Here is a 21,849-nt window from a genome sequence, read left to right on the forward strand (position 1 = left end):
AATCACCTCCAGCATCAGTATAACCTTGAAGGCACGCTGTTGTATGCATTTTGGAATGTAACAGCAAGATATCAAAGTTACGATGACAAGTTTTTATGTAATTATACGTAATCAAATCTGCACGATTTGAGGAAAAGAACAATCTGTGAATCTAAGGTATCAAGTTTGAATTCAACTCGTCACAAATATACACTTGGATTGGAACGATACTTTTATAGCGGTGATATATCAAGTTACCCTTTCCTAGGATTCTTCAGAAAGAACAGCGTATTTTTTCATATTAGGTGTTATTTTGTTTTGTTAGTTTAATAGCGATGTAGCACTCCCCTTTCAAAATAGTAAAGTATAAACATGAAAAAACTCCAAACAAATTTTGTTCGGAGTTTTTTCAAATACGCGATATTTATTTAATCTTCATTATCGATTTCTATTGTACCTGTCCTAGCACTAACTTTTAAAATATTTAACAGATTATCAGGTGTCTTGATTTCCACTTCATATTCAAATTTTGATTGTGCTAAGTTGTCATCTTCTAATTCGAATTCTTTTTTCACATTAATAATTTCTCCATTTGTATGAGCTAAAGAAATTTCACGAACTTGTTTCTCTGTGTAGTTTTCATTCTTTTTTGCATAATTGTAACCCATGCCATAATATCCACTAATAATAGCAATACCACTTACTAAAATAGCAATTACACTTATCATTATTTTCTTTTTATGTTTTAACATTTCCATCCACTCCTTAATGATTAATCCTCTATTCCAAATCTTGCTTCAAGTGCATTTTCTGCTTGTTCTAATTGATCTTCCAGTATATCGTGTTCTCTTTCTTGCGTTTGATATTGTTCAACAGTTATCGTTCCAGCTTGATAATCTGCTTCTAGCTGATTATCAGATAGATCTATCCTGTCATCCAGTTGGTCAATTTCTTTTTTTACTGCTAAGTACGTATTTAGGTTTTCTTCTTTTGCTCCAACTGGTTTCGTGTTATTTGCCTTTTCTACAATAGATGTGACTTCGTTTTTGAAATCTTGTGTTTGCTTCGTATCATTCGTAGCAGGCCCTATTTTGCTTGGTTCTTGTTGTAGTTGAGCAACTTCTTTTTGTAATTTATCATTTTCCACTTTCAATTGTTGTACTTGTGTATTGTTATCAGCTTGAGTAGAACAAGCTGTTAACAATACACAAGACATTGCTCCAATCAGCATCCATTTTCCCATTCTGTTTTCCTCCCTTTACATGTGCACCTTATCCTTGCCTTTATATTACTCAACAAACATTAAAGGAAGATTAATGTACAAAAAAATAAAGTGAAGGCTTTTACAAGTAGCCCGACTCCCCCCCCTCGCATTCGCCGAATTTTGAGGGAGGAGTCTTACTGCCCGTTAATGCTGGATAAAATGATATAATTAACTAGTTTCTAATCTTTCTTTAATGTTTTGGAATTATAGTGATACATATTAATAAGAAGAAAAGGAGAATGTTAATGCGAGTTCTTATTGTCGAAGATGAACAAGACTTACAAAATATATTGGTAAAACGATTAAATGCAGAGCATTATAGTGTCGATGCATGTGGGAATGGAGAAGATGCCCTGGATTATATAAACATGGCTACCTACGATTTGATTGTACTTGACATTATGATTCCAGGAATAGATGGTTTACAAGTATTACAAAGATTACGCGCGGACAATAATACAACTCCGGTCTTGCTTCTTACAGCTAAAGATACAATTGATGATCGTGTAACAGGACTCGACTTAGGTGCGGATGATTATTTAGTAAAGCCGTTTGCTTTTGACGAACTGTTAGCAAGAATTCGAGTGTTAATGCGAAGAAAAACAGGAAATACATCTAATGTGTTTGAAATCGCTGACCTAGTGGTAGATTGCAATATGCATAAAGTAACACGAGGAGACCAAGTTATCACTCTTTCCAGTAAAGAATTTGCTATTTTAGAATATATGATTCGTAATAAAGAAGTTGTGCTGACACGAGATAAAATTGAGCAACATGTGTGGAATTACGACTATGAAGGCGGCTCGAATATTATTGATGTTTACGTCCGCTATCTTCGTAAAAAAATTGATAGCCAGTTTGAAACGAAGTTAATTCATACAGTGCGCGGAACTGGTTACGTATTGCGAGTAGAACCATGAAAAGACTATCAATAAAAATGAGAGTGACCCTGTGGTATACGGGGCTAATTGTAATTATTATGGCACTCGTGTTAGCTTTTATTTTAACTTCTTCAGATAAAGTTTTACTTTTTAATATGAAAGATCAATTGAAGAGCACAGTAAAAGAAAGCATGGAAGATATCGAATATAAGCATGGGCAGTTAAAGATTGACGATGATTTTGAAACCTTAGAAGATGGAGTAAATATAAGCATTTATAGTAAACAAGGTGAGCTGTTGGTAGGACATAGTCCAACAAGCTTTAATAAAAAGATATCCCTTAAATCCGATGAAATACAAACCATTAAAGACGGCAATAAAGAATGGATAGTATATGATTTTCTCCATAATGCAGGCGGCGATGAGCAAGTCTGGGTTCGTGGAATAATGACTATGAACCAATTATCCTCAACGATGAATACGCTTATCGTGGTAACAATCATCTCATTCCCATTACTTATTCTTATTGCGGCATTCGGAGGATATTTTATTACGCAAAGGGCGTTTCGACCTGTGCAACAAATGAGTGATTCAGCCAGTAAAATTGGTGATGGTAAAGACCTTTCGAAGAGAATTCATTTACAAGGTTCACCGAAAGACGAAATGTATCATTTAGCACAAACCTTTGACAAAATGTTTGAGCGATTGGAGACATCATTCGAAAGTGAAAAACAATTTACATCTGACGCATCTCATGAATTAAGAACACCAACATCTGTTATTATTTCACAATGCGAATACGCTTTATCGCAGAGAAATAATCCGAAAGAAATGGAAGAATCGTTAGAAGTAATTTTAAAGCAATCACGTAAAATGTCAGCTCTAATCTCACAACTTTTATTATTAGCAAGAGCTGACCAAGGAAACCATAATACTTTCCAATTTGAATGTATCAATATGAGTGAATTAACGGAAATCGTTGTAGAAGAACTTTCATTAATGGTTCAAGAAGCTTCGGTTGAAATAACAACTAATATAGAGGAAGACCTATTTATTAAAGCAGATCAAACATTGATGATGCGTTTATTAATGAATTTACTAACGAATGCGATTGCTTATAGTAAAGCGAGCGGAACTGTGCATATGCAACTATTCCGTGATGAAACCAACATAATAGGTAAAGTCTCCGATAATGGCATCGGCATCAGCGAGCAACATATTACTAAAATATGGGACCGCTTCTATCGAGTTGACGCAGCACGAACATCTTCAAACATCGGAAACACAGGTTTAGGATTGTCGATGGTAAAATGGATTGTCGAACTACATGGAGGAGAAATTACGGTTGAAAGTAAATTAGGAGAAGGCAGTACTTTTACATTTAAACTACCAATTGAAAAACAAGCATAATTTATGCACGTCTGTCGCTTCAGAATAAAGATTGATTCAAAAGCTCTCTTCAACCCTTATATAAAAGTAATTGACGCATTTTAAACATCATCGATTTTATCGTTTTGGACAATCTGTTCCGTTAAGTTGATGTACATGTGGAAAAAACGATCGAAATAAAACCCCAGAAATCCAACGGTCTCTGGGGCTTCATTATATATTTAGCTCTTTTTGCTTTTTATTTTGTTTATGTCTATACAGCAATTTTCGACTTATTAGAGAAATCACTAATAAGGTCAGAATTAATAAGATAAGTTGCATAAATGATAAATCAAAATATTTAGCACCTGTAACGATTAAAAGTGTAGAAATCGTGCCTTTTACAACGAAAAAAATAATAACCCATAACCCGCCTTTTTTCCAGTTCATTTTATATTACCCTTTCCTACGTTTAAATTCTTAAAAGATTTAATGATAGTTCTTAAATGTGACAACTTAATAGAACTCTATTATATTAACAAAAAATTCATGTCTAATTAAATGCAACGATTCTATATTAAGTGAAAATGATATTCATTGTCAATTTTATTGACTATTTGAATACTTATTCTTAATCTCTTCCTACTTTGTTTCTTATTAACAATACACTTTTGTATTCAAACAAAAACACCTCCATTACATTTGCACACTTAGTATGCGAATGCAAGAGGTGTTTTTTCATATACCATCAGGTAAGATTTCCTGTTTTGTTTATTTCTTGATACGTAGCTATTTTTTAGTACACGATAACTGGATCATACGTGTTCAAACTATCATATACAGTTTTTGCAACATTAGGAAGAAGGTTCACACATCCACCTGATCCTCCTGTTAAATAAGCATTATTTCCCCAGTCTTTTCGCCAGCCGGCATCGTGGAATCCTTGACCGCTATTGGTGAATGGAACCCAGTAATCTACTTTAACCGCATAATCAGCTTTCCCTACTGCGCTACCTCTTAGCGTATATGGTGTTCGTTTGTATAGGACGTACCACACACCTGGTGATGTATCTTCACCAGTACTATGTTTACCAGTTACTACATTTGTTGTAACAACTAATTTTCCATCTTTGTAAATCCAAATTTGTTGCTCTGCAATTGAAACTTCTGCATACGTGTCTCCGATGCCATTATTCGATGTTGTTTTATAACCGATACCTTCCTTCTCCCAACCATTTCCGTGAATATTAGAAGCAGAAAGCGATTTTTCGCCTTTCTCAAAGGCTTGTTGAACTTGTTTAGTTTCTTTTTCAACATCTAGTGCCCAGCCGTAGCCTTGTCCTTTTACTGATATGACTGAACCGGAATGAGTTTTAAATGAGAAATCTTTATTTAATGTTGATTTGGCATTATTAATTTCAGTAATTTTCTTCTTAATGTCACTCGCATCAATTGTAACTTTCATATCCTTTGACATAGAGGCATTTTGAATTAAATCTTTCGCTTTTAAAGGATAAACTTCATCCTGCACTTTATACTCAACAGACTGCCCAAGAAGATTCTGTAGTGCTTTCTCCTCTTTTTTGACAATCGGATCGTCTTCTTTAATAGGTTTTATGTATGCAGACTTCAGATGAATTTCGCTTTTATATTTTTGCTTATCATAATCTTTCAGTAGACTAGTAACATCATACTGTTTTCCTTCCACACTTTTCGAAATAACAATTTTCCCTTGTTCTAGCTTCGCCATAGCATCTTGAGGCGCTTTTAATTTCTCATTCATAGAGATGAGCTTTTCTTCTACAAGCTTTTTCATCGTTTCACTACGATACTGATCTGCCTTCTCTGGTAGCAATGAATAATTTTCTCCCTTTGAGGAAGGGAAAAATGTCCACTGTTTTTTTAATAGTTTCTTAACTTGAGGCAAATCTTTTTCCGTAAGTTCCGTTTTTGTATCTTTTTCATCTAAAATTTGTTGTTGATCAACATAGACTTTGTTTGCTAGTCCAGATGTCTTTAATTTCTGTATTGCCTGATCAGCGCTCAGACCACCAACTTTTGTGTCATTAATTGTAACATTCGAATTGAAGTGAGTTGCCTGATAATAACTCATTCCCCCAATAAGAAGTGCAATTACACCAATACCCACTGCGATAAACTTCCAATTTGTATAACGTTTTTTTGATCTTACTCGTTTTTGATCAATTTCTTCAACTGATTCATTTGTTGTATTGTTGTTCATCAATCTTTCCCCCGTATGCATTAACGTCAAACGATTTTCAACTAAAATCATAAACTAGTGTACCTTATTTTTCCTAAAATTTCATTATTTCCGACCACATTTTATCGCAATTTAATGATTAAATTTAGATTTTTTAATAGTACGATGCATTGAACAGTCACTTACAAGTCATAAAGTGAAATTTCAATCAACCGTTACACCAAGGAAATTAGCTAAACCTTCTTTGGAAAACTTTTTCTCTTTACGTAAAATACGAATTATATTATCCATTTTTATGAACATCACCCCCTAAGTTTGTCAAAAAAATAAACGATAGTCCTTCTATATTTTTGATAGAAGGACTATCGTTTTTTCAGTTAGAGTATTTGTATAATCGTTTAACTTTTTATTTCCTGAAGGTCAAACGTGATGAAGATGATAAAATTTCATCTCCAAGCCTTTAAATGAAAACATTATGTTTTTTATGGCAACCTAGTTTATTTTCTTAGCTTGATGACGATGGGATATCACCACATGTCCAGCAGCCTAAGATTAAGTAAGAGTCCGTTCAACTAGATTTTTTCTAATATTTTTAGGAGCATCTTATTTCAGCCTCGTCATATTACACTAATTGAATTTAAAACACATCCGTATGCTATTTAGTAAAATTTACGATTCGAGCCATAATTATTGCAGTAGCCAAGATAATAATAGCGGTTATCAAACCAGATTCTCCAATCCAAATCTCAGTTTGATCTCCTGTACTTGCACGTGCGAAAGGTCCTTGAATAATGGCATTCCAAGTAGTATGAATGATAACCGAAGGCCAAACGCTACCTGTGATAAGTCGTAAATAAGCTGTAATATAACTGAATGGCACAATACAAAAATAGATGCCAAGTACTGAAAGTAGGGCCGATGTTCCCTCTACATATAGACCAGCAATAACAATTGGAACATGCCACGTTGCCCAAATCAATCCGCTAATAAGGATTGGGCGTGAAAACTCTGCATCGATTAGTCTTGTAAGCATATAACCTCGCCAACCCATTTCTTCTCCCATAACTGGAATTAAGTTAAGCAAGCTACCTAAAACTCCGCTCAATACTACTATAAAAATGAAACTTAATGGTATCGGTAGATACTGAAATCCAAGTATATTGTAAATAGGTTCTAGCATACCACCTTGCGGGGGCTGAAACCTCGCAATTCCGCTCAACCAGGCGATAGAATAAGTAATTCCACAAATAATCATAGGTATTAGCAGAGCAAAACCAATCCCCTTCCATATCTTTAAGTTACCGAGACTAAAAGATACATCTTTAAACCCTTCTTTCAATATTATGCGAGTCAAAATAGAAGAAAATGCCGGGGTAAACATATATACCACAATAAGCGGCATACTTTTAGTAATCATTACTAGTACATTTAGGATAATAGAAGTAATAGTTAAGATACTTAGAAAAAGTTGAAGTCCTATTTTAGCACGATGGATTTTATCTTTATTGTGGAACGATTTTGCGTGTAATAACATTGTAATCCGCCCTTCCCCTTTATTCATTTGTTTATCAAATTTACTTCCTGTCATTTCAACAGCTACAACTTAGAATAAAAATATTTTGACATACAGATCATTCATCTTTAAAATCCCTCCCAAATTCATAATCTAGTCTTACTTGCGATTCAACAATTTAATTATTATTTATAAACTGTCATAGCCGATAGTACAAAAGTGTAATGATTAACCTATGACTTGTGTCAATTAATCTTATGACAATATGTAACTAGAAAATATGATATGGAATAAATAACAATTAAATTAAGGCAATTGATTCGTGCAAGTACATGAATCAATCTTGTTTATAAAAATAATTCAATTGAGGTGGGCAAAAATGAATAAGAAAAGAATGATTGCAATGGTTAGTACAGCTTTATTAGTCACAGGATGCGCGGAAGTAGGAAACGCTCAAACTGTAGCAGTCGAAAATTCAGGTCAATCAGTCCAAAAAAATATAGTTAAATCAATACAATCACAGGCTAACCCATTAAAAACGATAGAGCCGTCAAAACCATTTGAAGATTTAAAACCACTTAAGAAAATGATTGGGAACGCGCAATATGTAGGATTAGGAGAGAATACTCATGGAAGCTCTGAAATTTTTACTATGAAGTTTCGCCTTGTGAAATATTTGGTTACTGAAATGGGTTTTACGAATTTTGCAATGGAAGAAGATTGGGGAAACGGCTTAAAACTAAATGAATATATCCAAACAGGAAAAGGAAACCCTAGGGAATTTTTAAAATTGTTATATCCTACTGATGAAATTATAGCCATGATTGAGTGGATGAAAGATTATAATGCTGATCCATCCAATAAAAAAAAGATCCAATTTATTGGGCTCGACTTAAAGGCATTGGACCAAGGTAGCTTTAATAAAGTAATTGATTATGTAAGGCTGCATCGACCAGATTTGCTGGCAGAAGTAGAAGAAAATTATAAAGAATTGTCTTCTTTTACTGGAAGTATACAGGAATATATGAAACTTGCTCCTGAAAGGAAAGAGAAGTTTAAAGCAAACGCTGAGAGAGTAGCCCGATTACTAAAAGATGAGAATGAACAAGCCAACACAGAAATAATTCCATCCGAGTACATCTGGGCGAAAGCAACGGCAAGTGCAATAGAGAAATTTACCACAATGCTACTCCCTAACGACTATCCAAGTATAATAAAACTACATGAACAATACTTGGCCGATCATGCAATGTGGGCACAAGAGACATTTGGTGGTAAAACGATGGTATGGGCACACAATATTCATATAGCTAAAGGAATTATCGATGAGAAATTATACCCTTATGTTGCGGGGCAGTTTTTGAAGGAACGTTTAGACAATAATTATGTCACAATTGGTAGTACAACTACGGAGGGGAATTTTACCTTATACAGCGAATATGATCCTTCCACTGGAGGTAAGATTACAACCGACACTATTCCACAAGATGTAAAAAGTTTCAATTATACTCTCGGAAAAGTGCCATATAAAATGTTTTTATTGGATAACCGTCACCTTAAAGGACAAGCAGAAAAATGGGTTAAAGCAAAAAGACCATTACTAAGTATAGGGGGACAAATCCTCCCGAACAGTTCGGTGTATTTTGATACTTCATTGCTTGAGCAATTTGATATTATTTTTCATATTCGAAAAACAAGTCCATCTCATATTAAATAAAAGTACAAAGCAATCCCGTTCTTGCAGATGTAAGAACGGGATTGCTTTGTGGAGGAGTAATAAAGTGAAACTTTAATCAGCAGTTTTTTGTTCATCCCCCACTGATTATTAGCCTTCACCAATCGTGCGTTTACCGGCAGCCCGCCCCCCACCTAACGCTGAATTTTGAGGTGGGAGTCTTACTGCCCAGTAAATAGCGGGATAAAAGCATCTTTTTTAACCAGAAGTAAGCTGCTCTCCCCTTTTTAACATCATTTAGAACTGTCATATGACACTTTTACACTAGTGAGAATGACAAAAAAAGCAGTATGATTCGGTTATTACACAGATAGGAGCGATGAACTTTATGAAATCAAGATTCATCCATAATGGTTATTTTTTATTGCTAACTTTCGGTACAGGATTGTTTTATTTTTGTTTTTACCTAATAGCTCTGCTATTTAGTTTAACCCTTTCATTTACTGTTGTTGGGATTCCATTAATTATGCGCGTACTACAGACTACCACACCCTTTATCCAATTCGAGCGCATACAGACGAAAATTTATACAGATATTTCAACAGACTCCTACGATAGAAGTATAACAATGGATACATCGAACTGGTCTCAGGTGAAATTAGTGCTAACAGATCGTCGCACTTGGTGTGCTGTCTATTGGCTAATGCAGAAATTTACGATTGGCATTTTCAGTCTCATTAGTGCAATCATTTTTTACGTAATGCCACTTATGTTCCTGTTGGCACCACTACTGTATCGATACATCGATATGAATATTATATTTATACAAATAGATACTTTTGCCAAGTCACTCTTTGTAATGTTTATGGGTATAGTATTTACCGCCATAAGTATTAGAATAGTCGATGGTTTGACAAAGAAAATTGGGGGCTATACACGTAGTATGATTCGGCAACTAAATCAATAGAAGTTTGCAGTCTGTGAGTAGTATCGTAGTTTTAAATTAAAAAGTATAATAAGGCAGGAAGGTTTAAATTATTATATAGGAAGTAAAATGGTAGGCTATTTAGGGGGTAAAGGACTTGTTAGATATGGTTAAGTATTGGTTTTGGTATGATTGGATTATGTTAGGGGTACGCCTACTTACTAGTGTGTCTATCATTCTAGCTACATTAAATTTTCAGGATGGTTTAACATTACCACTTTGGATTATTATTCTTTGGGAAATTATTGCCTTCTCTGTTCCATGGGTAGCCTTACTATTCAATTATAAATATTATTTGTTCACAGAAATACTGCTATATGGTGGACTATGTATATATTTAACCTTATTATTTCCAGAAGCTTACAACACATTTCTTATATCGGTGTTTCTAATTGCTGCGAATAGTAAGCATTTGTCCTATTATTGGACAGCTCCAATAACGGTTTTTATAACAACTGGAATTTTCTATGCGGTTGCGCCAAGTAATAGCTATTGGATTATGGTCACCTATTATGGATTCGCATATGTAATGGGCTTCGCTTTTCATTTATTAATCGTCAATCATAAACAAAATGAATCAATTCGTAAACAAAACGCGGTACTTGAGCAATATATGTCTCAGATTGAACGCATTACACTGGCGGAAGAACGAAACAGACTGTCGAGTGAGCTTCATGATACAGTTGGTCACGCTTATACTTCTATTATTATGGGGATGGAAACGTTGCGCACCGAACTTGCTACTGAAATGGGTATACAGAGGCTAGATTCTCTGCTTGAAATGGGACGTAAAAGCATCGAGGACGTGAGAGGTTACCTACATCAAATGGAGTCTCCTTGTCAATCGCCTTCCTTAATTCAATCTCTCCAAAATCTTGGAGCCGAATTTCAGGAGCACGCTCTGGTTAATGTAAGTTTTCGGGCATACGGAGAGGAATATGAATTGTCTCGGCAAGCGAAGATAGCGTTCATTCGTTGCTTACAAGAGTCCCTTACGAATGCAGTACGTCATGGTCAGGGAACTGAAATTATAGTTTCATTGCAGTTTGAACAACAATATACGAGATTAGAAGTTCAAGATAATGGAAAAGGAAATGTAGAATGGCAAGAAGGCTTCGGTATGAATGCGATGAAAGAACGAGCAATGAATTTGCAAGGTCAATTGTCTGTATATACAAAGCCAGATGAAGGAATGCTTGTTACATGTACCATACCGCGACAAACTGAAATAAAAGATGGACTTATTCGTTTGTTAATTGTAGACGACCAGCCATTTGTTCGGGAAAGTTTGAGGACACTACTCGATAGATATGAAGATTTAAATGTAGTCGGTTTGGCCGAGGATGGCAATGAAGCCATCGATTTGTGTGGGCGCCTTCAACCTCATGTTATACTTATGGATTTAGATATGCAACACATGGATGGAGTCGAAGCAACCAAAAAGATTAAGCAACAATGGCCACATATCCGCATATTGATTTTTACCACTTTTCAGGATACCGAACAGGCGTTGGAATCGCTTCGCAACGGTGCGGATGGTTTTTTACTCAAATCTATTGAAACATTGGAGCTAGCTAATACAATCCGACTTATTCACAAAGGTGGGACACTGATTGATCAGGGAATGTCTCACAAAATATTTGAAAAGTTTGATGCGCAAAAAGAGACACCACAATCAAAAGCAACCGCTTATGAGCTAACAGCTAGGGAGATAGAAATATTGCAACTAGTAGCCAAGGGACTTCGATACACTACCATAGCATCAAGGTTATATTTATCGAATGGTACGGTCAGAAATTATGCTTCCACAGCTTATACAAAGCTAGGAGTCCGCAACAAAGAAGAAGCTGTGCAAAAGGCTCTAGAAATTGGAATTATTGAATAAAAAAACGTTTTTTGTTTCTTTACAGCAAGGTAAAATGTAGTTACAAGGTACAGTAAAAGATAAAGTGAAACTTTAATCAGCCCTCATCAGTCGGACTTTTACGGGCAAATAGCGGGATAAAATAAGCAAACTATCATGAACACCTGTTTTATACGTATACTTAATAGACAACCTAAGTAACAAGTTTGTTCCGTTTTTATCAGTAGTCGTATCTAGAAACCTAAAAAAGTCCATTTAGAAGATCTAAATGGACTTTTTCACTCATATAATCCTATCTATAGTTAAACGAATAAGATTAAATACATTTAAATTTTCTTGTTTTATCTACTAAACTGTTTAGGCATTTCTTTAACGTGCTTATCATCATCACGCCAATCATAGGTTTCTTTCTGTGAAATATCTAAAGTTTGATCTCCAATTCTAACAATATTCTTATTTACCCATTCAATATATGGATCGGTATCTGGATAATTCCAATATATATTTTTCTCTGAATCTGTATCAAGGTTAACTAATTCACCCCTAACAGCATCCGCACTTAATGATCCTGCATTATGAAAATAAGTCTTGATGAGATATTTTCCATCTGGAGATTTCACTGTTCGAATTAATTCCCCTTTTGGAACGCCTTGCAAACTAAAAAGTTTCCAATATCCAAATCCAATTATAATTACTAACATAGTAAGTATAGTTAGTAATACTTTTCTTTTTGTTTTTTTAATTTCACCTTTTGTATTTATAATACTCATTCAACTCCATTCCATAGAACACATACCATATTATACCATTAAATAAATGGTATAATATATCAAAAATAAAAATCCTCCCTTAATAGTATTATAAAAAGAGCATGTGATGTTCCCCCTATTTATAAAATGAAACTTTAATCACCCTCACCAATCTGGCTGCCCGTTAACGCGGGATAAACATGAAAATTCCCCTTTAAGAAAAATATAAAAAATCAGACAGTATACTTGAATTGCTCTTCGCAAGAGAATATACTAATAAAGCAGGCTATGACGTTCCTTCCTTCTAACTTCTTTGGCGAAATAGGGATGTTACTTTCCTGCTAAACACATAGGCTATGACAATTCTTCCTTCTTTGTAGAAATTTCAAATTGTTTTAGAGTTGTCAATTTCCTATGAAAATAATTAGACTATAAAACCTCTTTCTTCTTTGGTCCTGAATAAACTTTAGTTTATCAACCATTGATGTAGAGGTTTTCTTTTCTTAATTAACAAATTACCACTTAACACCTAAATGTTATACCCCTAATTTTTCACTAAAAAATAGCTTTATACCCTCAGTGCATTTCTCTACAATTAGTGTGTTTATGCATGTAAAAATAAAAATCTACCACTGAAAGGAGGACAGTCAGACTATTCCCCTCTTTTATAAGGAGTGAATAGCTGGCGTTCTCATGAAAAATTCTATTTACATAAGAAGAAGTTTGAAAGTAATTATAAAAAGAGAAGAAAATAAACTACCGAACATTTATTTAGCCACTGTTTTAAAAAACTTGGAAAGTTTAGGATTTACTTTTTCCGAGCCTTTAATAGAAGAGTTGCAAACACTTTCGGTTGATGCATTCACATCGTTTTACAAAGAGTTGGTAAAACATTTAAAAGAAATGGTTGGTGCACATATTCAGTTTACTCCTATGTATCCAAACTTTCCGCAACAAATGATGGATTTAAGTGACGCTGATTTATACATCAATGCCGTTATTCATTATGTGACGTTGTGCCTACCTGTATCAAAAGTAGAAGAACGACTTCCTCTTTTAGATAGCGTTGATTTGAAAGTTATTGACTTAGGAAGTGAAGAAGATTTTAATCAAATGATTTCTCAATTGATTCGTGCAAACAGCTCTATTTCCTCAACTGATAAGACAGATGTAGAATGGGCTATTACACACACTGAAGATGTTTCATGTTTTCTACCTAATGTAATTCCTCATAAGGAAAATATGTCTTTTATAATTGGGGTTTTATTAATAAACAGAAAAATATCAGCCGATGCTGCTGCAAAGTATTTTAAAACAGCAACTGATGTTCTTCGCCTTGCAGTTGCTTTATCTGAAGGTGATGTGAGTTTAGCATCCTCCGTTCGATTCAAGAAGTTTAACCGAGTAGAAAGACGCTTCCTTTTAGGATTGTTAGAGCAATGCGGAAACATTACCGAAGATATGATTCGATACAAAAAACGTTGGATTCGTTTAGGTGAAATTCTTCATCCAGCAGAATATCATACTCGTTTCCCAAAAACCCACCGAGCATTTGAGATTCTTCGCAACAACATTAAAGTTGAAACATTTAATGGAAAAATAGAAGCAGCTTTGTTGAATCGTGATATCATGACAGCGAAAAATCTTTTAAAAACTCGCCCGGGGGAATTTGCCAGACGCTTGGATCATTTAATCCGTTTATGTAGTGATACATCAACAGATGTTTTCAATATTCTCGAAGAGTTTCTAAGTATAATAGGAAATGTTTCTACTCCTGTATTACTTCAACTCACGGCTCATTTTAAGCATCGAAATGATAAAAATGAATTTCGCACCTTTTTTCCAAAGGGAAATGTAGCAAAAGCTATAGGTATTGAAAATACACTTCCATTTATCTCAGAGGATATTTGTTTAATGATTGTAAAAATGTGTGAAGATACTTTAAAAAATCGCTTCGCAGAACTTCCAAGTCTCGGAAAAGTATTTTTGGATGAACAGTTAAAAAATCACTTAGTTCCCTTCTCTCAACGTTCAGCCAGCAAAGCGCTTCGCACATTATCTCGAGGAAGTAAAGTAGATTTGCCAGAAGGAGATACGATTCGTTTTTTCCTATGGTGGAAAGAAGGCTATGTGAATGGACAACATACAGGACGTGTTGACATTGATTTGTCTGCTGCAATGTACGACGAAGATTGGCAATACAAAGAACATGTATCCTTCACGAACTTACGTTCAAAAAATTTCAAAGCCTACCATAGCGGAGATATTACTTCTGCACCAAAGGGGGCATCTGAATTCATTGATTTCGATATTCCGTCTGTGCTGAAATATGGTGGACGCTATGTAGTTATGACTTTGCTTTCTTACACAGACCAACCATATAAAGATTTACCAGAATGCTTTACTGGTTGGATGGTTCGTCAATATCCTGGTTCAGGTGAAATATTTGAACCTTCTACTGTTCAAGATAAAGTGGATATTACTGCCGACACCCAAATCTCTATTCCAGTTATTTTAGACTTAAAGGAACGAAAATTGATTTGGACAGATTTGTCTCTTACAAGAGATCTAACTTATGATAATACCATCGAGGCTAATCAAAAAGGTATGATACTAGTTGGAAAGGCTTTAACTAATTTAGTTAAACCAAATTTATATGACTTGTTCCGATTACATATTGAAGCTAGAGGTGAACTCGTTCAAGACATCGAAGAAGCAGAAACTATTTTCTCTTTGAATAAAGGGATTACTCCTTTCGATATCGAAAAAATAATATCTGATTTTATAGCTGACTCAAAAGGCTAACTACATTACAAACATTGATAATGTGTGGAAAATATCGATGTATAATGTCTATGTGAAACAGGACCTGATAGATGTTATCAGGTCCTGTTTTTTATTTAGTAGATACTAAATAATCTGGTTAATCACTATTCATCTAAATACACTATACTAATAAAGTGAAATTTATTCAAAAGAAGTTCATTAGTTAATATGTATCTAATTAAGAAACATTCATATACCAGCCCAAACATCTTTTCCATATCGCCCTTCATCTTGCACACGATTCAACCAATTTCTTGCTTCTTGTTCACTGACTTCATGAATTTCTTGATATGCTTGACAAAGGGTATCTTCTACATCCGGAGCCATTTTACTTCCATCACCACATATATAAAGATGAGCTCCATTATCTAATAACGAAATTAAATTGATTCTATCTTGTTTTATCAAATGCTGTACATATGTTTTTGGATGTCCCTCTAAACGAGAAAAAGCTGTGTGTAAAGAGATTAATCCATCTCTTTCATCATTTTCTAGTTCTGTACGATAAAGATAATCTTTTTCAGGATGACGACAACCAAAATATAGATGCGCTTGTCCTAAGTTCATACCTTTTTGCTTTTGAACACGACGCGCTTGCAAGAATCCACGGAATGGTGCAATTCCAGTACCTGGCCCAACCATAATAATTGGTGTTTCTGGATCTTTAGGTAATTCAAAGTTTGATTGTGGCGTTCGAATGAAACAGATAATCTCATCTTTATTATGACGCTGAGCTAAGTAATTAGAAGCGACTCCTTCATATGTCCCTTCCCCACTCCATGCAGGTGCATTAACAACACCGACCGTAATGCTCAGACGATTGTGTGCAACGAGTGGAGAGCTTGAAATAGAATAGTAACGCGGTTTGAGCGCAGGGAGAAGTTCTAAAAAGCGTTCAAATCGGATTTCACAAGCCTCATACTTTTCAAGAAGGTCCAACATTGAAATCCGTTTCTTTAATATTTGTTCATGATAAACTCCTTCTTCTAATAATGCTTCCAATTCTTTTTTATGAGGAGGACATGCTGTGAATGTTACCATTTCTCGTATTTGTGCTCGAGTGGCAGCTTCTTGAACTTCAACACTATAACTAAGAAGGTCCAATAAACTAACAGGACTGTCTAAAGGTATGTGATTTATACTTCGTCCACTTGCACTCAGTATAACTTGATCCTTCCCATTTAATCCAAAACGTTTTAAAATTCGGTTGATATTTTTCTCGCTATTAACTGGCAACACTCCAAGGTGGTCTCCTTCTTTATATGTAGCGCCTTCTGGCAAAGATACCTCGATATGTCGTGTACTTCTATCACTGCTGGATGATTGGAGTTCACGATTTTCTAGTATAGATGCATAAACTGCTTCATATGTTCGTGCAAGAGGAGATCCTCCAAGACGACTGACAAATTGCAGACTCAAAGTACTGCGCTCTTTTTCCATATTTTTGTTGAGCTCCAATCCAAATGCCTTCATCGCATCAGACCACATGTTTTGTTTCCATTGCTCAAGCTGTTCCTCGAAATCACCACTTGCATCTGCTTCTCCGCGTTTAGAAAATCTTGTTGCTCCTTTTTGAGCCATTTGCTCATCAATGTATCTTGGAATCCGTTGGTAGGTACTAGCCCAATTATGATCTCCACAACCAAAAACTGCGTATTGAACCCCTTTTAGCTCATCTGGTTTTAGTTCCTCCAACCATTGCACAAACTGCCCTGCATTACTTGGCGGTTTTCCATTATAAGAAGAAGTCACAATAAGTACCGCTCCTTCTTTTGGCAAACTTCCAATTCGATCGTTAAGAGCTACCACTTCCGTTTGAACTCCTTCTAAACTAGCTGTATCTGCTAATTCTCTTGCAATACCTTCTGCTACACCTGTATCCGAGCCATACAGAACAAGAAGTGAAAGATTATCGGCCCCAATAATAGAAGGTGTCTTCTGGACGTGTTGCTTAATTTCATCGTTTTTCAGCTTGTCCTCTGTAGGTGCAAGAACAGTAGGATGACTAATAGTTTGTTTTCGGGGTAGAATCCTAATCTTAAAATCACCGGGCTTTAGCGTTAATGTTTGTTTTACGTCCAGCTGATAGTTTTGATAATCGATTAATTCAAAATGTTGAAGAAGCATTCCCATTACAAGAGTGGCTTCATGAAGTGCAAATTGCATACCGATACATGCTCTCTGGCCATTTCCAAATGGCTTATAAGCATGATGAGGAACCTTATCCAGCTCTTCAAATCGTTCAGGTTGGAATTCTTCCACATTGTCTCCCCATGCATCTTTATCCCTATGTAGCTGTGGAATAAGAACAGAAATACGATCTTCTCCTTTCTTAATTGGGTATTTCCCGCCAATCACTGTATCTTCTTTTGCATAGAGACTGAATGCTGGAGCGGTAGGCCATAGACGTAGCGATTCATTTAAAATCATCCGTATATACTTCAGTTTCATAACTTGTTGGTATGTTGGAGTAGGATCTGTCAAAACACGGTCTACTTCTTCATAGGCTTTTTTCAATTTATCCGGATTCTTTAATAAGAAGTAAATTGCAAAAGATAACAATCCACTTGTTGTCTCATGTCCAGCTATTAAAAAAGTAATAATTTGGAAACGAATGTTTTCATCATCTAATTTTTCACCAGTTTCCGGATCTGGCACATTTAGCATACGGGAAAGTAAATCATTTTCTTCCTGATCTCCACTACTTTTACGTTCAGCAATAATATTATCTACTAAAGAAAACATAGATTGAATATCATGCTGAAATTGACGTTTCGTTCTCCACATAAGTTTGTCTTCTATATCCAGCCGCTGCAATTGGTGCATCGCCTCATCTAGAGCACGGGTCATGCTAGTAATAAAAGGATGAGGGGTCTCACGATAAAAGCTATTGAATCGGTAATTAAAACCACATAGACCAATTGTATCTAACGTAAGACGAGTCATATCCTCCGGAACATCTACGTTTTCATTCGGATTAAGCCGTGCCCATTTTTGAACGAGTTGTACAGCAATATCGACCATCATGGCATGGTAATCTTTCATTGCCCGTTGGCTGAATGTAGGCATCAAAATATTATGAGCTTTTTTCCAGTTAGGCTCGTGAGTCTCGCTAGTAAATAATCCGTCCCCAGCAAAGGCACGAACTTTTGCTAAAGCACCCTCTATACTTTTATCGAACCGCGTTTCGTCACAGACTTCTGCTACCAATTCATGTCCAGAAACGACAATGATGGTATCACTTAAAGTTTGAATTTGAAAAATGGGACCATACTCTTCCGCTATCTTGATAAAGGATAGGGTCGGTTTATCTTTATCGATTAATGGGAGATTACCCAGCGGTCCATATGTTTTCGGCTGAGGAATGGCAGATACTTTTTTTTCCATTTAAAACACCCTTTCAAAAAAGCATGAAATAAAGATATGTAATTGATTACCTTATTTTATCTTTTCCCTAACTATTCATGATTATGATATTGCGTATAAGCTTGGCAATTAGATTTATAACTTGTAGAAAAATACTAAATTAAAATGAAGCGAATAAATATAGTTGGAGCCTTTTAATGTTGGTATTAAAAGATAATCTAAACTTGTAATGTTTATGAGAAATTGCAAACGGATCTCATCTCTTGTATTTGTTCATAAAAATGATTATTTTGATTCATTTTCTTCTAAAACACCCCAAAATAGAGAAGTTGACGAGCTTAAGATTGTAGTATTTGAAAAATCAGTGGTTTAGTTAAACCAATACAATAAGCAATATACCGTGTTACTAATGAAAGAGGACCTGATATGAACATCAGGTCCTCTTTCACTATATAATTATGTCACTGCTTCTTTCAGTTCTTTTCCCATTTTAAATACCGGCGCCTTAGTAGCAAAAATTTGTATTTCTTTATAGTTTATCTAATCAGCAAACAACTTGTAGGAATCATTATCTAACGTTTTATTCTTCTCTACCGATTTAACTTCTCGACGGCTTCCGCACTTGTGTCTACACGTTTAACGAAAAAAACTAATAGTAGTGCAACAACATTCATGCCAAGCGCTACATAGAATGAATATTGAATTCCGGATAATAAAGCCTTCTGAGTTACTATTGCCTTCGTAGTTTCTGTGAAGGTTGTTGGATCTATATGAGACATTAAACTTTCAGCTTTTGTTTTTGTTACAGAGTTCATAATCGTAACAAGAATAGCAGTACCAATCGAACCGGACACTTGTTGAGCTGTATTATTAACAGCTGTACCGTGTGGATTTAGGCGAGTTGGCAATTGATTAAGACCATTTGTCATAAGTGGCATCATCACCATCGCCATCCCAAACATCCGCAGTGTATAAATAAGAATAATATGTGTGTGACTAGAGTCAATTTGCAGATTTGCCAACATATAAGTTGAAACAGCTGTAATGGAAAGCCCTACTATGCCAAGAATCCGAGGACCATATTTATCAAATAGTTTACCTGTAATTGGTGACATAATCCCCATTATTACCGCACCTGGAAGCATCATCAGCCCAGAGCTCAGCGGCGAAATGCCACGGACGTTTTGTACATAAGCTGGTGTTAAAATCATACCCGAAAACATGGCCACCGCGTTAACAATTGCAATTACAGACGCAAGTGCAAACATTGGGTACTTGTAAACACGTAAATCCAATAACGGCTCATCCATTTTTAATTGACGGATAATGAAAGCAATTAAGGCAATAGCGCCTATGATTAAGGCTGTTAAGACAACTTTATTCGTCCAGCCATCGGAGCTTGCAGAACTGAATCCATATAACAGACCGCCAAAACCGACAGAAGATAATAGTAATGAGAGATAATCAAGTTTTGCATTTTTGTTTTGTTTCATGACATTCTCAGATTTCCAAATCCCTAACAGTAAGCTAATGATTGCTAACGGTAAAATCATTTCAAAAAGCAAACGCCAGTCATAATACTCTACAATATAACCTGATAGTGTCGGCCCAATTGCTGGAGCTGTAATCATAACTAGTCCAAAAATCCCCATTGCTGTTCCCCTTTTTTCTCTCGGAAAGCTTACTAGCATAATATTCATTAACAAAGGTCCCATAACTGAAGAGCCTGCCGCTTGAACCATCCGACCAGTAAGTAATAAACCAAAATTCGGTGCTACAGCCGCTAAGGCAGTACCAAGAATAAAAATCACCATAGATGTAATAAATAGGCTCCTATTTGAAAAACGCGTTATTAAAAATGCTGAGGCCGGAATTAATATACCACTTACAAGCATATACCCTGTAGAAAGCCACTGGATCGTTGAATAATCTTGAATGTTTAAATCTTTCATTATTGATGGCAAGGCTACATTTAAAAGGGAGTTATTTAGAAATGAAACAAATGCCCCAATAAAAAGGATTACAAGCATTAAATATGGTGGTTTTCTTTTATGTAATGTTTCACTCATATATTTAATTGCCCCTTCATTATAAATTTCATTGATTCGTTTAAATCGTTTACATATTTGCACAAGAAAACATTACCCTTGCAGTATTTTGCCAAACTCTTCGAATGGATATTCTCTTTTTAGCAATTCCACTTGCTCAACATACCATTTTAAAATCTTTTTGTTGATGAAACCTTTATAAAAACGTTTGTTAACGGAATTTAAATTAGGCTGAAATACAAAAAGAAGCAACTGAAAATACCCTTCTAAAATAAATTGAAACTTTAAATCAATGGGAATTTTACAGGCAGTGAGAAAAATCAACAAGACCACGCACCCATTCCTTTAAATACAGGCTTGTAGATCTAGTTATGTAACCATCCCAAAAAAGGAATATTACATAGGCTAAGTCTAACATTACATTTTTAAAGTGAGGGGAATTAGCGTATGCACCAATATTGGTATTTGAAGTCACAGGGAAACGGGGAACAATATAATAACCAAATTTCATTATATTCACAGCCCGAAATAACTAAATCTGAGGTAATGAATGATTTGAAGCTTCCTGAGAATTGGAGTTACCGAGTTTATCCAGTTAGTTGGGATTCATCAGCCAATTATACGGGGTTCAATCCCCAACCTCCTCCTTTCTCTTTGGGGCAGCAGCCAATTAATTATGCAGGGATAATACCACAAGGTCACCCTGCTAATTGGACTCCATTACCAGGTCATGCAGGTTTTAATTTTCAAAAACCTCCCTTCCCCTGGGCGCAACCATTCAATCATACAGGGATGTTCGCACAAGGTCATCTTGCAGCTTTACTATCGCCGCCAGCCAAGCCTTTTCATTTCAATACCAATAACTCGGGTGTTTTTGGAAACCCTCCAGGATGGGGTGGTCCGTGGGCCCCAATAGGATGGGGAAATAACGGAGGTAACGGTCAGCTAGGACTGCTTGGAAACTTACTTACAGCAGGAAAAGGCACCATGAGTGGAATAGGAATGATCAGTAGTTTAATCGGGATGGGGAAGTTCTTCTTTTAGTTAATTAGAACAGGAGAATGTGGCTGTAGCTTTAATCAGCCACATTTAAGGACAGTAATCTCCCACC

Annotated in this window: 16 protein-coding genes; 7 read left to right on the forward strand and 9 right to left on the reverse strand. The window is 35.5% G+C overall.

What is annotated here, in order from left to right; translation table 11 throughout:
- Nucleotides 1–407 precede the first annotated feature (407 nt).
- A complete protein-coding gene (locus tag DN401_RS14025; RefSeq protein WP_000912138.1) occupies nt 408–731 on the reverse strand; it encodes a PepSY domain-containing protein in 324 nt (107 codons plus the stop codon).
- 20 nt (nt 732–751) lie between these two features.
- Complete coding sequence (locus tag DN401_RS14030) at nt 752–1,222, reverse strand: hypothetical protein (protein ID WP_086385023.1); 471 nt, start codon at nt 1,220–1,222, stop codon at nt 752–754.
- 266 nt (nt 1,223–1,488) lie between these two features.
- Between DN401_RS14030 and DN401_RS14035 the strand changes: the two genes are divergently transcribed.
- Both DN401_RS14035 and DN401_RS14040 read left to right on the forward strand, forming a co-directional pair.
- On the forward strand, nt 1,489–2,163 hold the full coding sequence (locus tag DN401_RS14035) for a response regulator transcription factor (protein ID WP_001264525.1): 675 nt from the start codon (nt 1,489–1,491) through the stop codon (nt 2,161–2,163).
- Nucleotides 2,160–3,533, forward strand: coding sequence for a sensor histidine kinase (locus DN401_RS14040; protein ID WP_041183991.1), 1,374 nt, complete (start codon nt 2,160–2,162; stop codon nt 3,531–3,533). Before DN401_RS14035 ends, DN401_RS14040 begins: the two co-directional genes overlap by 4 nt.
- Before the next feature lie 192 nt (nt 3,534–3,725).
- On the opposite strand, the gene DN401_RS14045 is transcribed toward DN401_RS14040, so the two are convergent.
- The 3 genes from DN401_RS14045 to DN401_RS14060 form a co-directional block, all read right to left on the reverse strand.
- Nucleotides 3,726–3,941: a hypothetical protein gene (locus tag DN401_RS14045; protein WP_001104104.1), complete on the reverse strand. Its 216-nt coding sequence runs from the start codon at nt 3,939–3,941 to the stop codon at nt 3,726–3,728.
- A 346-nt stretch (nt 3,942–4,287) separates the two neighbouring features.
- On the reverse strand, nt 4,288–5,733 hold the full coding sequence (locus DN401_RS14050) for a L,D-transpeptidase family protein (protein ID WP_001064067.1): 1,446 nt from the start codon (nt 5,731–5,733) through the stop codon (nt 4,288–4,290).
- Nucleotides 5,734–6,367: 634 nt separating this feature from the next.
- On the reverse strand, nt 6,368–7,246 hold the full coding sequence (locus DN401_RS14060; RefSeq protein ID WP_000924258.1) for a CPBP family intramembrane glutamic endopeptidase: 879 nt from the start codon (nt 7,244–7,246) through the stop codon (nt 6,368–6,370).
- A gap of 358 nt (nt 7,247–7,604) precedes the next feature.
- Between DN401_RS14060 and DN401_RS14065 the strand changes: the two genes are divergently transcribed.
- The 3 genes from DN401_RS14065 (at nt 7,605) to DN401_RS14075 (ending at nt 11,770) form a co-directional block, all read left to right on the forward strand.
- Entirely contained in the window at nt 7,605–8,942 is a 1,338-nt protein-coding gene (locus DN401_RS14065; RefSeq protein ID WP_001036230.1) for an erythromycin esterase family protein, read from the forward strand.
- 346 nt (nt 8,943–9,288) lie between these two features.
- A complete protein-coding gene (locus DN401_RS14070; RefSeq protein ID WP_000842190.1) occupies nt 9,289–9,867 on the forward strand; it encodes a sensor domain-containing protein in 579 nt (192 codons plus the stop codon).
- A gap of 115 nt (nt 9,868–9,982) precedes the next feature.
- Nucleotides 9,983–11,770 carry a helix-turn-helix transcriptional regulator gene (locus DN401_RS14075; RefSeq protein ID WP_149287765.1) on the forward strand — a complete coding sequence of 596 codons (1,788 nt, stop codon included), beginning with the start codon at nt 9,983–9,985 and terminating at the stop codon, nt 11,768–11,770.
- 320 nt (nt 11,771–12,090) lie between these two features.
- On the opposite strand, the gene DN401_RS14080 is transcribed toward DN401_RS14075, so the two are convergent.
- Nucleotides 12,091–12,519 (reverse strand): DUF5412 domain-containing protein, encoded by a 429-nt coding sequence (locus DN401_RS14080; protein WP_000022540.1) that lies wholly within the window; start codon nt 12,517–12,519, stop codon nt 12,091–12,093.
- 672 nt (nt 12,520–13,191) lie between these two features.
- Here DN401_RS14080 and DN401_RS14085 point away from each other — a divergent pair.
- Nucleotides 13,192–15,303 carry a TerD family protein gene (locus DN401_RS14085; RefSeq protein WP_149287766.1) on the forward strand — a complete coding sequence of 704 codons (2,112 nt, stop codon included), beginning with the start codon at nt 13,192–13,194 and terminating at the stop codon, nt 15,301–15,303.
- A 210-nt stretch (nt 15,304–15,513) separates the two neighbouring features.
- Here DN401_RS14085 and cypD read toward each other — a convergent pair whose 3' ends face one another.
- The 3 genes from cypD to DN401_RS14100 all read right to left on the reverse strand — a co-directional run bounded on the left by cypD (nt 15,514) and on the right by DN401_RS14100 (nt 21,071).
- Nucleotides 15,514–18,711, reverse strand: a complete 3,198-nt coding sequence (gene cypD, locus DN401_RS14090) for a bifunctional P-450/NADPH--P450 reductase (RefSeq protein ID WP_000412766.1) — start codon at nt 18,709–18,711, stop codon at nt 15,514–15,516.
- A gap of 569 nt (nt 18,712–19,280) precedes the next feature.
- Nucleotides 19,281–20,759 carry a DHA2 family efflux MFS transporter permease subunit gene (locus tag DN401_RS14095; protein WP_000005109.1) on the reverse strand — a complete coding sequence of 493 codons (1,479 nt, stop codon included), beginning with the start codon at nt 20,757–20,759 and terminating at the stop codon, nt 19,281–19,283.
- Nucleotides 20,760–20,831: 72 nt separating this feature from the next.
- Entirely contained in the window at nt 20,832–21,071 is a 240-nt protein-coding gene (locus DN401_RS14100) for a hypothetical protein (protein ID WP_000243463.1), read from the reverse strand.
- A 114-nt stretch (nt 21,072–21,185) separates the two neighbouring features.
- Between DN401_RS14100 and DN401_RS14105 the strand changes: the two genes are divergently transcribed.
- Nucleotides 21,186–21,782 carry a hypothetical protein gene (locus DN401_RS14105; protein WP_000554420.1) on the forward strand — a complete coding sequence of 199 codons (597 nt, stop codon included), beginning with the start codon at nt 21,186–21,188 and terminating at the stop codon, nt 21,780–21,782.
- Nucleotides 21,783–21,849 lie beyond the last annotated feature (67 nt).

Origin of the sequence: Bacillus sp. BF2-3 (assembly GCF_008368795.1) — a bacterium.
Classification (GTDB): Bacteria; Bacillota; Bacilli; order Bacillales; family Bacillaceae_G; genus Bacillus_A; species Bacillus_A cereus.

What these genes read in the sequence shown, in the direction of transcription:
- DN401_RS14025 (WP_000912138.1), bottom strand. Translation starts at nt 731, where the DNA reads ATGTTAAAACATAAAAAGAAAATAATGATAAGTGTAATTGCTATTTTA.
- DN401_RS14030 (WP_086385023.1), bottom strand. Translation starts at nt 1,222, where the DNA reads ATGGGAAAATGGATGCTGATTGGAGCAATGTCTTGTGTATTGTTAACA.
- DN401_RS14035 (WP_001264525.1), top strand. Translation starts at nt 1,489, where the DNA reads ATGCGAGTTCTTATTGTCGAAGATGAACAAGACTTACAAAATATATTG.
- DN401_RS14040 (WP_041183991.1), top strand. Translation starts at nt 2,160, where the DNA reads ATGAAAAGACTATCAATAAAAATGAGAGTGACCCTGTGGTATACGGGG.
- DN401_RS14045 (WP_001104104.1), bottom strand. Translation starts at nt 3,941, where the DNA reads ATGAACTGGAAAAAAGGCGGGTTATGGGTTATTATTTTTTTCGTTGTA.
- DN401_RS14050 (WP_001064067.1), bottom strand. Translation starts at nt 5,733, where the DNA reads ATGAACAACAATACAACAAATGAATCAGTTGAAGAAATTGATCAAAAA.
- DN401_RS14060 (WP_000924258.1), bottom strand. Translation starts at nt 7,246, where the DNA reads ATGTTATTACACGCAAAATCGTTCCACAATAAAGATAAAATCCATCGT.
- DN401_RS14065 (WP_001036230.1), top strand. Translation starts at nt 7,605, where the DNA reads ATGAATAAGAAAAGAATGATTGCAATGGTTAGTACAGCTTTATTAGTC.
- DN401_RS14070 (WP_000842190.1), top strand. Translation starts at nt 9,289, where the DNA reads ATGAAATCAAGATTCATCCATAATGGTTATTTTTTATTGCTAACTTTC.
- DN401_RS14080 (WP_000022540.1), bottom strand. Translation starts at nt 12,519, where the DNA reads ATGAGTATTATAAATACAAAAGGTGAAATTAAAAAAACAAAAAGAAAA.
- DN401_RS14085 (WP_149287766.1), top strand. Translation starts at nt 13,192, where the DNA reads ATGAAAAATTCTATTTACATAAGAAGAAGTTTGAAAGTAATTATAAAA.
- cypD (WP_000412766.1), bottom strand. Translation starts at nt 18,711, where the DNA reads ATGGAAAAAAAAGTATCTGCCATTCCTCAGCCGAAAACATATGGACCG.
- DN401_RS14095 (WP_000005109.1), bottom strand. Translation starts at nt 20,759, where the DNA reads ATGAGTGAAACATTACATAAAAGAAAACCACCATATTTAATGCTTGTA.
- DN401_RS14105 (WP_000554420.1), top strand. Translation starts at nt 21,186, where the DNA reads ATGCACCAATATTGGTATTTGAAGTCACAGGGAAACGGGGAACAATAT.